Annotated in this window: 6 protein-coding genes and 1 pseudogene; 1 reads left to right on the plus strand and 6 read right to left on the minus strand. The window is 34.1% G+C overall.

The features are described 5' to 3' along the window. Positions 1 to 19 precede the first annotated feature (19 nt). The 6 genes from BW929_RS02745 to BW929_RS02770 form a co-directional block, all read right to left on the minus strand. A complete protein-coding gene (locus tag BW929_RS02745) occupies positions 20 to 1,342 on the minus strand; it encodes a glycoside hydrolase family 28 protein (RefSeq protein WP_076543844.1) in 1,323 nt (440 codons plus the stop codon). A 78-nt stretch (positions 1,343 to 1,420) separates the two neighbouring features. Then, positions 1,421 to 2,407, minus strand: a complete 987-nt coding sequence (locus tag BW929_RS02750) for a Gfo/Idh/MocA family protein (RefSeq protein WP_076543845.1) — start codon at positions 2,405 to 2,407, stop codon at positions 1,421 to 1,423. Between the two features lie 158 nt (positions 2,408 to 2,565). Beyond that, the gene (locus tag BW929_RS02755; protein ID WP_076543846.1) at positions 2,566 to 4,071 is read right to left on the minus strand and encodes a UxaA family hydrolase; all 1,506 of its coding nucleotides are present in this window, start codon (positions 4,069 to 4,071) and stop codon (positions 2,566 to 2,568) included. An 85-nt stretch (positions 4,072 to 4,156) separates the two neighbouring features. Next, positions 4,157 to 5,530 (minus strand): glucuronate isomerase, encoded by a 1,374-nt coding sequence (uxaC, locus tag BW929_RS02760; protein WP_076543847.1) that lies wholly within the window; start codon positions 5,528 to 5,530, stop codon positions 4,157 to 4,159. 99 nt (positions 5,531 to 5,629) lie between these two features. After that, positions 5,630 to 7,153 (minus strand): tagaturonate epimerase family protein, encoded by a 1,524-nt coding sequence (locus BW929_RS02765; RefSeq protein WP_076543848.1) that lies wholly within the window; start codon positions 7,151 to 7,153, stop codon positions 5,630 to 5,632. A gap of 84 nt (positions 7,154 to 7,237) precedes the next feature. Continuing rightward, positions 7,238 to 8,776, minus strand: a complete 1,539-nt coding sequence (locus BW929_RS02770) for a tagaturonate reductase (protein WP_076543849.1) — start codon at positions 8,774 to 8,776, stop codon at positions 7,238 to 7,240. 166 nt (positions 8,777 to 8,942) lie between these two features. Between BW929_RS02770 and BW929_RS02775 the strand changes: the two are divergent. Next, positions 8,943 to 9,143, plus strand: a pseudogene (locus tag BW929_RS02775) (ISNCY family transposase); the annotation flags it as partial.

Consider the following 9,143-nt stretch of genomic DNA (forward strand, 5'->3'; position numbering starts at 1 on the left):
TCTTCACACCTCATATTAGTTATTTTTGTTTACAGCTGCTATTTTTTATATTTAAATTAGCTACATTTTTAAATTCAAACTGTACTTCAGAATCTATTTCTAAATTTATATTTTTTAAATTTAGTCCATCTAAATTACTGGCAGTTAGACTCCGTTTACCACTCAAATTAATATTTTCCAGAGTGATATCTTTCATTTTCTTTTCCGGTAAGCCTCTCAACACAACAGGCTGGTTAACATTTTCTCCCTTAATATTTCGAATGGTTATATTCCTAAATAATGGGGGCAACTCAGTTCTTGGCTCAACTGTAGTAGCATCATAATACATATTCAAAATTATTCCCTCAGCTCGCAGATTATTAATTTCTATATCTTCGAACAAAAGATTTTCAACACAACCTCCCCGGCCGCGCATAGATTTTAAACGTACACCTCTTTCTCCACCATTAAATACACAGTCATGGACATGGACATTTTTTACTCCACCTGACATTTCACTGCCAATTACAACTCCACCGTGACCTTCTTTAGATTTACAATTTCTAATTAGAAGATTCTCAGTAGGTTTATTTACCCGCAGACCATCTTCATTAATCCCTGATTTAATCGCAATACAATCATCACCTGTTTCAAAATCACAGTTTTCAATCAACATGTTTTTACAGGAATCAGGATTAATTCCATCAGTATTTGGACCATCAGTAATTATTTTTAAATCCCTAATAATTGTATTCTCACAGTAAACAGGATGAATCGTCCACATTGGACCATCAACGATAGTTATTCCCTCAATTAATATATTTTTGGAGTTAATAGGCTGAATAAACTGAGGCCTTAAACCCTCTTTTTGCCCAAAAACCCTATCTTTAACTGGAATCCCATTATACTCTGCATCATATAATCTTTTAGCAGCATCATGCTGAGTCTGTTTCCAGGGCCACCATTTTTCTCCATTACCAACCAGCTTGCCCTGACCAGTAATTGCAATATTTTCACATTCGCTGGCATAAATTAAAGGAGAATAGTTATAGCATTCATTTCCTTCCCAGCGGGTAAAAACTACAGGTAAATAATCTTCAAAATTATCACTAAAAGAAATAACTGCATCTTTTTCTAGTTTTAAATGAACATTACTTTTAAAATGAATTGGTCCTGTAAACCACTCCCCGGCCGGAACAATTATTATTCCTCCACCTGCCTGATGACAGCTGGAGATTGCTTCAGCAAAAACTTCTGTGTTATCAAAATTCCCATCAGCTACTCCTCCAAACTCCTTTAGATTAAATTTTCGCTCGGGAAATTCTGGTTTTTTAACTTCTATTTCAAAATTATTTTTTAGCATCTTAACCTCCATTATCACTGATATATAAAATATTTAAGAGTTTATTTCAATTTCTTAATCAAATTAATATTTAAAGTCTTAAAAATGAATTAATTTCTTTTGATCTGCAGATCTTCTGGCTTGAAGCGCAGCCTCAGTAACTCTAAATGATTCTTCTGCAGTTATCATAGATTCTCCATTACCTTTAACCCAGTTTAAAAAGTCAGCAAACACCTCTTTTTTAGCAAGTAGGGGAAGCTCTCGATTACCTTCAATCTGATCATTTATTAGATAGACTTTTTCTTTTAATACTTCAATAACTCCTTTATCACCAGCAATTCTAATCCGATCATCATCATGACTGGTGGCATTTTGGGGTCTTAAATAATCAATATTGACTGAACCGGCAACTTCATCTTCAAAATCAAAGTGGCAGAGTGCAGAAACCTCTAATTCCCCGTGATTTTTATTTGCTTTTGTTGAATGAGAGGCATATACTGATTTAAAATCTTTGCCGCTTAACCACTGCATCCAGTCAATCGCATGACTACCAACCCAGGGGATAGTTCCTCCATAGCTTTCTCTCTTTTTATAGAAATCCTCTCTCTGGCCCAGGCGATAGGATTTTTGAGCATTCATTAGTCTTACTTCGCCAATAGCTCCTTCTTTTATGTATTTATGAGCAGTTAAAAACCAGGGTTTATAACGAATTCCAAACATTGCAGCAAGTTTAGCCTCACTTTTTTTATAGGCTGCTTTAACTTCTGCCAGTTTAGATAAAGTAGTAGCAATTGGTTTTTCTACAAATAAATTAATATTTCTGTTTAATACTTCAATTGCAGCCTGAGCATGATCTCCAAAATGACAGGCAACAGCTGCGACATCAGGCTTTTCCTGGTCAAGCATCTCTATATAATTATTATATTTTTTTATGTCATAATCTTTAGCCAATTTTTGATAGAGAGAATCAACTTCTTCAGTTTCAGATCCAGGTGCGATTCCAACAATTTGATCCTCATAGTTATCTTTTAAACCTTCAACAACATAATTAGTGTGGCCTGTTGAACCAATAAGAACTATTTTCATCTCTTACACCCCTCATATAATTTGGTGGAAAACATTTTCCATGATCAAATAAAAAATATCAGATTCAACTCTGAAAGTCAAATTATCAATAAAGGTCCTTCAAAAATCTCCAGCCTTAGGAAGAACCTTTATTGTTATTATCTATTCTTCAAAAAATTTTATAGGGTAACTCCATCCTTGAAAATTGCTATTTCTCGATAATCATTAATTTCATTTTTAGTTTTTGTTTTTTTGGAAGCCAGATCCAGTAGATATTCAAAAAATTCTTCAGCCAAAGAATCCATATTCCTACCTTCCAGCAATTCTCCAGCATTAAAATCTATCCAGTTACGCTTTTGATTATATAATCTATTATTAGTGGAAACTTTTACAGTTGGTACCGGCCCCCCAAAAGGAGTTCCTCTACCGGTAGTAAATAGCACCATGTGAGCTCCAGATAAAGATAGGGCAGTTGTTGCTACTAAATCATTCCCGGGACTTTCCAGAAGATTTAGACCGCTACCTGTAACCTGATCTCCATAAAAGAATACATCATTAACAATACCCGTCCCGCCTTTTTGAGTACAGCCCAGTGATTTTTCTTCCAGAGTAGTAATTCCACCTTCTTTATTTCCTGGTGAAGGATTTTCGTAAATTTCCTGATCATGAGAAAGAAAATAATCTTTAAATCCATTAATCAATTCCACCACTTTTTCAAAGGTTTCCTCATCTTTAGCTCTATTCATTAAAATTTTCTCAGCCCCAAACATTTCTGGAACCTCAGTTAAAATACTTGTTCCTCCATATGTTCCCAACTTATCAGAAATCCTTCCAAGTAATGGATTAGCAGTTACTCCAGAAAATCCATCTGAGCCACCACACTTTAAGCCAATTTTTAGTTCAGAAACCGGAATCTCTTCCTGCTCAAACTTGGAAGCATAATCTACCAGGTTATCTAAAATAGCTCCTGCTGCCTTCTGGTCATCCTCCACATCCTGAAGATTAATAAATTTAACCCGCTCTGGATTATAATCTCCTATATATTCTTTAAAATCTTCAATCAAATTATTTTCACAGCCAAGTCCCACAACCATAACAGCTGCTGCATTAGGATGATTAACTAAACCAGCTAAAGCCTTTTGAGTCATCTCAAGATCATCCCCCAGCTGAGAACATCCATAAGGATGTGGAAAAGCATGGATACTATCTATAATTTCATTTTCAATTAAATCTTCATACTTCATTTCTGCTTTTAAAGCCATTTTTTCTACTACCTTATTAATACAACCAACCGTATTAATTATCCAGATATCATTTCTAATCCCGACTTTTCCATTTTCACGTTGATAGCCCATAAATGTAGGGATTTGCTCAGGCTCTTTTAGCTCAGGTAAATCAGGTTGATAGTCATAATCCAATTTCCCCTCTAAAGCAGTTTTTAAGTTATGAGTGTGTATCCATTCACCTTTTTTTACTTCCTCTATTGTTTTTCCAATTGGAAAACCATAACGAATTACTTCTTCATTCTCGGCAAAATCTTTAAGAGCAACCTTATGACCTACCGGGATATCACTTAAAACTTTTATTTTTTTTCCCTGAACTTCAATTATTTCTCCAGCATTTATCTCTTCTACTGCAATAACAATATTATCATTTTCATTTATTAACAAAACTCTGGCTCCCATAAGAACCTCCTTATTTATTCTAAAATAGCCTGGAATCTAGAATCCCAGGCTATTTAAATTTATATTTGATTATTACTAAAACAAATTACTTTACATTTTCAAAAAATAATTTCTTTGGACCATAATAACTAACTTGAGCTACTAGATCGGCAGCAACACTGTAAGGCATTCTCCCTCGATCAACCTGACGACCCACAACATTTGCCAGTGTTCTTCTAAACATTTCTGATCTGGAAGAATAGGACATTAATTTTCTGGAGTCAGTTACCATACCGGCCAAATTATAAAATAAATCAACTGTTGTAACCTGCTGCAGCTGTCTCTCCATTCCAAACGGACTATCAGTTAACCACCAGGGAGCACCCAATGAAACATTAGGAAAAGCTCTGGAGATTGTAGAAGCTGTAAACCAGTGTGTTGGCTCCATAGTATATAGAACAATATCCAGCTCAGAATCAAATTTATTTACAAAATATCTTAGATTATCTACAAGTTCTATATCATTATTAGAAATATCTCCACCTGTATCCGGACCTAAGTTTTCATATAAATTATCTCTATAGTCTCTCACAGCTCCAATATGGAGTTGAGTTACCCAGCCACTCTCTTTATTTAACTTACCAAATTCAACTAAAGTAAATGCTTTAAAATCTCTAATCTCAGTTTCAGTTAATTCTTTACCATTAACTGCCTTTTCATAAATTTCAGCAGCATCTGGTTTTTCAACTTTATAGGAAATAGGTTCCACAATACCATGGTCACTGGCAACACAACCCATTTCTTCAAAATAATCATGAGACTTTTTAAGTGCGGTTAAAAGACCATCTAAATCATTAACATCCTCTTCATAAGCCTCACCTAATTTTTCAACATATTGGCTCCAATTTTCATGTTCAATATTCATAATCTTATCAGGACGCCAGGTAGGAAGGATTTTTACTCCCTCAACCTCTTCTTTAGCTTTTTTATGATTTTCTAAAAGAGAATATGGCTCATCAGTTGTACACATTATCTCTACATTCATTTCTTTTAATAGGTTCTGAGGGCTCATTTCATCTTCAGCCAGCATATTTTTAGTTTTCTGCCAGATCATCTCAGCTGTGTGCTCAGAAATTGGCTCCTCTATCCCAAAACGTCGTTTTAAATCAAGATGAATCCACTCATATGTTGGGTTTCCTGCAATCTCAGGGAAAATTTCTGCCAGAGCAAACCATTTTTCTTTATTAGAAGCATCACCAGTAATTTTTTCTTCTGGAACACCTCTTTTACGCATCATTTCCCAGACATAATGATCTGTTTCTGCTTCTACTTCCCAGATATCGTCCCAACCTTCATTTTCTAAAATCTCTGGAACATCACCATGATTATGAGCATCCAGAATAGGTAGATTTTCAATTTCTTTATATAACTTTTTTGCTGTTTCACCTTCAAGTAAATAATTTTCGTCTAAAAAAGCCATTTTTCTCCTCCTAATTTTATAATTTCATTCCTGAAAATGTTTTCATAATTATAATATCATTTTAAAAGTTACTTTTCTATAACAAATGCAAATTTTTAATTATTCTTTATAAAACCCTAATTTTTTTAAATGTCTGCCGATATGTTTTTCCAGTCCCTGTCGATATTCTTTATCATGCTCATCCCAGAATTTATATAATTTATCTCTAAATATATAACGTCCATCCTTTTTATCCTGAAGAATAAAGCCATAGGTTATATGCAGGAGCTGACGAACTTCGTCTATTTCTAATAAAGATCCGAGTTCCCGATCACTAATCTTAGCCAGTTCAGGTACTTTAGATAAATCTGTAGTAACATGGTAATATTCTTTTGCAGCTTCAAATTTTTCTAAAGCATAAGCATGTATATCTCTATATAAAGATGGATCATTCTCTGCTACTACTCTAATGGCTTCCAACCAGTTGGTACCTGCAGTTTTAACGTGAACTCTCCCCTGAGTATAACGACCAATTATTGGGAAAACACTAAATTTATCACTACCTGAGTGAATACTTAGTTTATAACCAAAACGATCAGCAATATCTGAGTGAACTTTAAACTCTTTTTCAAACTGATCTAAGTCCCCAATATAGTCAATTCCTTTTTCAAATTCACCCACAAAACGAGGTGCAAGAGAGTTAACTTTAATTTTATTCCTTTTTAGTTCATTAGCAACAAAGAAATGTGCTTCTGGAGTTGTCGGGGTTGAAGTCTCATCAATTGAAATTTCAAAGTCCACATCTTTATCTGATTTTTTAAGTAAATGCTGAATTTCTTTAGCAAAATCAAGCATCTTATAATAGACTAATACAATCTCTTGAAAATTATTTTCATTATACTCTAATTGATAGCCTGAATCGAGAACAAAAGTTTTGTTTAAATATTGATCTTCAAGTCCCTCTCTTAAATAATCAGGCACTTCTTGATAAGCTTCTTCAATCTCAGCCTTAGACATCTGGTCCAGATCATCATTAATATAATCTGTACAATCCAAAGTCAGCATAGTATAGCCTAAATCTAGAGCGTTTTGAATATCTGGTTTTTCCTTTAAATGGTCTGCATCAGCAGCAAAACCATCCTGATACCCCTCCTGAAAAACCGCCCAACTAACATCATCAAGTACTGATTTAAAAGTTCTTCCAGTTAAAGTTAATTCTCTGACTGACTGCTGAGCAAAAACAGGCATAACATCAAAATCTTTAATGGCTGCAATATGTCCGGGGGTAGCAATTCCTAATCTATCTCCAAGCCCAATGCTTGCAGACTGATTACCGAGAGCCTGAGGAGCAGTAAAAGGAAAAATATCTCTTAATATCTCCGCATTATAATGACTTAAAGGTGCTATTTTTGCTTTAAAGCCTGCTAACTCTTCGATTTTACCCTGAAAAAGTTTGAAATTTTTACTCTTATTTAGAATAACTAATTTCTTTTTCTGATCAATCTTCGCAATAAAATAAAATGACTTACCCTCTTTAACTATTGACCGGGGATAAATACGATAATCTTCGGCATATTCAGCAACTTTTTTTACCGCTTCTTTTGAAGTTCCAACAAGTTCTTCAGCAAAATCTCTCCAGGACATATATATTACCTCCTTATAATTAATAAACTTTATTCAGGCAGAATATCCCCACTCAAAAAGTGAGGATAGATCTACTTGGTTCATCTATTTAATTAATTTCTCTATACTTGCTCTCATTCCTTCATTTTTTATTAATTTTAAATTATGAACTAGGGAATCTGTCAATCCAGGAAGTTCATTTAAATCTCTATCCCAAAAATCATTATTTGCCAGTACATCTTCACCTAATTCAGATAAAGTGATATCTTCAGCTTCAAATTTAGACCAGAGATCAGCAAAATATTCAAGGGCTTCTCTATCATCTCTGATTAGATATTTTTCTCCATCACGATAAGCAACCAGTTTGCCTTCTTCTAACTCTGTTCCATGGTAAAAATGAATTAAAGAAGCAAGGGCAAAACTTAAACGTTCTGGTACTTTATCATATTCTTCAATATGCTGGACCAGTGAAGGCAGCACTCTGGTTTTAAATTTAGAAGTTGAGTTTAAAGAAATATCAAGCCATTTATGATCAATATAAGGATTTTTGAAGCGCTCAAAAATCTTAGATGCAAAGTCTTCTAACTCCTCTTCATCCGCATCAAGAGTAGGTATAATATCTTTAAATACTGCCTGATTAATAAATTCTCCCACCAGTTCGTCATTAACTGCATCTCGAACCAGATCAATTCCAGCCAAATATGATACAGGTACCGTAGAAGTATGGGCCCCATTTAATATCCTTACCTTTGTTGTCCGATAAGGTGTTAAATCATCGACCCATTTAACATTTAATCCTGCTTTATGGAATGGCAGTTTTTCTTTTAAGCTTTCATCCCCTTCAATAACCCAGAGATGAAAAATTTCGCCAGTATCCAGATTCTGATCATGATAACCAAGTTCAGTTTCTAATTCTTCTATTTCGTTAAAAGGGTACCCAGTTACAATTCGATCAACAAGTGTATTTAAAAAATGATTTGATTCTTTAATCCAATTAGAAAATCCAGCCTCTAATTCCCAGTCCTCTGCTAATTGAAGCACAATTTTCTTTAAATTATCTCCATTACGATCAATTAGTTCTACCGGAATAATTACCATTCCCTTATCTTCAGCCCCATTAAAAGTTTGATAACGTCGGTAAAGATAGGCGGTTAATTTCCCTGGATATGATTCTGGAGGATTATCTGTTAATTTATCATCTTCATTATAGGCAATCCCCGCCTCTGTAGTATTAGAGACAACAAATTCTATATCAGGATTTTCAGCTAATTTTAAATACTCTTCCCACTGATTATATGATTCTATTCCGCGAGAAATAGCGGTCATAATTTCTTTTTTATTTACTTCCTCACCATTTTCAATTCCTCTTAAATAAAGAGTATAAAGACCATCCTGTTGATTCAAATTAGAAATTCTACCTTCTCTAATTGGCTGAACTACAACTGTTCTTCCTTTAAAAATTCCTTTTTTGTTCATTGTATGAAACATCCAGTCAACAAAGGCTCGTAAAAAGTTACCTTCACCAATTTGAACTACTTTTTCGGGATAATCAAGAATTTCAGCAGGAAAATCTGCAATCTCTGTCCCTAAAAGTTCTGATTCTAAGTAATTACGATCAAGCATCGGTAAATTATTCTCAGACATCATTTGCCTCCTTCAAATTTAAAAAACTAGTAGTCGTTTGTATAATGTCTAAGGCCCTAAATGACAGGGCTCATGACATAAATTTTTGGTGATTTCCTCCTTAAGATATGGTATAATATAGTTAGAGATACTAAAAATACCACAAAGCCAAAAGGAGGAAATCATAATGTCTTTTAATTCTAAAAAGCAATTGTCTTTCGGTGATCTTTATGAACAGGCCAAAGATTGGGCTCAAAATGATAAACCTCAATTCCTTGAAATGCTCGATCAATATCTTGATTTATCTGAATTTATTCCATTCAGTTTCTACACTGCTTACTACAAATATTTTGGTAGAAAAAGAGAATATGATCTAGAATCGATGCTT

It is taken from the genome of Halanaerobium kushneri, from assembly GCF_900156285.1.
Classification (GTDB): Bacteria; Bacillota; Halanaerobiia; order Halanaerobiales; family Halanaerobiaceae; genus Halanaerobium; species Halanaerobium kushneri.

Coding starts and splice junctions, on each gene's coding strand:
- BW929_RS02765 (WP_076543848.1), bottom strand. CDS start 7,153: ATGTCCTGGAGAGATTTTGCTGAAGAACTTGTTGGAACTTCAAAAGAA.
- uxaC (WP_076543847.1), bottom strand. CDS start 5,530: ATGGCTTTTTTAGACGAAAATTATTTACTTGAAGGTGAAACAGCAAAA.
- BW929_RS02770 (WP_076543849.1), bottom strand. CDS start 8,776: ATGTCTGAGAATAATTTACCGATGCTTGATCGTAATTACTTAGAATCA.
- BW929_RS02745 (WP_076543844.1), bottom strand. CDS start 1,342: ATGCTAAAAAATAATTTTGAAATAGAAGTTAAAAAACCAGAATTTCCC.
- BW929_RS02750 (WP_076543845.1), bottom strand. CDS start 2,407: ATGAAAATAGTTCTTATTGGTTCAACAGGCCACACTAATTATGTTGTT.
- BW929_RS02755 (WP_076543846.1), bottom strand. CDS start 4,071: ATGGGAGCCAGAGTTTTGTTAATAAATGAAAATGATAATATTGTTATT.